This is a genomic window from Xenorhabdus sp. PR6a (assembly GCF_028599065.1).
Classification (GTDB): Bacteria; Pseudomonadota; Gammaproteobacteria; order Enterobacterales; family Enterobacteriaceae; genus Xenorhabdus; species Xenorhabdus doucetiae.
The window spans coordinates 1-577 of record NZ_JAQRFJ010000209.1 but is presented as its reverse complement, the minus strand read 5'-3'; the positions used below and the strand labels follow the sequence as shown (position 1 = coordinate 577).

Sequence of the window (577 nt, the reverse complement as noted above, 5' to 3'; positions counted from 1 at the left end):
AGCGTCTTCTTTGGGTAACACGTGATCAAAGTATGCTCGTGCCCTGTTTTTGGGATAGGGAAGTATCACTGGGGATAAACTATTTAAAGGTATTTTAAGCAATCGTTAGTGATAACGGATCATTGATAAAAATAAAAACTAACATACAATCACCAGGGTGACTAATTTATTAGTGGAGATCTGATATGGAAAAATTTACTGATAAATTAATTAGCCTGGACCGATTTCTTTTACGGATACTACGCTTTCTTTTTCATGCGTTCATCATCTTTCTGATCGGTATTATCCCTGGCGTACTGGGTTTTTTCTTGATTGAAAGTCATGCTATTCCTGATGCAATATTGAATTCTGTCTCCATGATTGGAACGCAAAACCTGCATATTGAACCGGCCAGCACACTGGGAAAATATTTCGCTGCCATTTATGGGTTATTTCTTCAGGCTATCTTTTTTATCGCTATAGGAATGGTCGTGACGCCTTTCGTCCACCGAATATTGCACAGTTGGCATATTGATGATGAAGAAGAGGATAATGAGGACATAAAAGATAAATAAGTTATTTTTTCCCTGTCAAGTTG

General features: G+C 37.4%; 1 protein-coding gene. It reads left to right on the top strand.

All coding sequences use genetic code 11. From position 1 onward, the window contains the following. The first annotated feature begins 185 nt into the window (after nt 1-185). Complete coding sequence (locus PSI15_RS18385) at nt 186-554, top strand: hypothetical protein (protein ID WP_273584771.1); 369 nt, start codon at nt 186-188, stop codon at nt 552-554. Nucleotides 555-577 lie beyond the last annotated feature (23 nt).

Excerpts from the sequence above, each read along its gene's own strand:
- PSI15_RS18385 (WP_273584771.1), top strand. The coding sequence starts at position 186 with ATGGAAAAATTTACTGATAAATTAATTAGCCTGGACCGATTTCTTTTA.